Below are 1,087 nucleotides of genomic sequence, written 5' to 3'. Positions count from 1 at the left end.
GATTCAGCGTGTCTTGAACCAACTGCAGATCCACTAATGAGAGGTTTTTAAAGGAATGCCCCTTTGGGAAGAACTCTCTTAATTGACCATTTACATTCTCATTAGTGCCCCGTTCCCAGGGAGAATATGGATGGGCAAAGTAGATTTCCGTTCCTTGAACCTGATTTAAACTAGCGAATTCCGAGCCGTTGTCAAACGTGATCGTCCGAAAGTTTTCTGCACCGTAATCATCAATCGTATCTTGGAGGGCTTGCCGGCAAGTCTCTGCCCGGTAATCAGGCAATTTAACGATAATTTCCATCCGGCTAACTCGCTCGGTTAACGTCATTAAAGCTGGTTCGGACTCAACCCGTTTGGCTTTCACTAAGTCGCCTTCCCAATGGCCCAACTCCTGACGTTTCCGAACCACTGCGGGCCGGTCTTCAATGGACTGTCCAAGCCGTTTTTTATTCAGGCGGGCATGTCGGTGATTCGGGCGTTTAACGCGGCGACGTAGCTTCATGGGTAAATCATAGTTGTGAAGCTCCGGGAGCTTGCCAGCCTCGATATACCGATAGACCGTAGCCGTTGATGGGCAGGGAAAGCCCGGGTAATGAGCTTTGAAATAGTGGACATACGTATCGACACTGAAAACTCGTGGCTTAGCTTTTAAAGCTTTCGGCAGGGACTTGAAGAACACGGCAGCCCGCTGCAGTAAACCTTTGGGGTGACACTTGGCCCGCTGTTCTCGATAGTAAGCCGCCCCGCGCTCGGCAAAGTAGCCCTGATATGACCGATGTTTCTGGGAATCAATCTGGGTGGTTAACCCGCGTTTTAATTCGCGAGAAATGGTGCTGGGACTCCGGTGAAGCCGGCTGGCGATCTGACGAACGCCAAATCCTAATCGAGTCAGGGACTCAATTTGACCGCGTTCAAAAGATTGGAGTTGTTGGTAATGCTTAGGCATGATATTCTTAGTTTGGGTCATGAAGACACCTATCCTTATCTGTTGATTTTGTCGTTAATAATAAGAATAGGCCTTCATGGCCTTTTAAGCTAGTCTAATTGGTCTAGTTATCAAGTGTTGCACTTCAATTTTAAATCGGGG

General features: G+C 48.2%; 1 protein-coding gene. It reads right to left on the bottom strand.

Annotation, left to right across the window (positions count from 1 at the left end; all coding sequences use genetic code 11):
• Nucleotides 1–967, bottom strand: a 967-nt coding sequence (locus tag FC82_RS04495) for an IS30 family transposase (protein WP_056996322.1), incomplete at its 3' end; no start/stop codon positions are given.
• Nucleotides 968–1,087 lie beyond the last annotated feature (120 nt).

This window comes from Secundilactobacillus collinoides DSM 20515 = JCM 1123, assembly GCF_001435975.1.
In the GTDB taxonomy this organism is placed as follows: Bacteria; Bacillota; Bacilli; order Lactobacillales; family Lactobacillaceae; genus Secundilactobacillus; species Secundilactobacillus collinoides.
The sequence above is the reverse complement of the archived record's forward strand: the minus strand, read 5'-3'. Positions and strand labels throughout refer to the sequence as shown.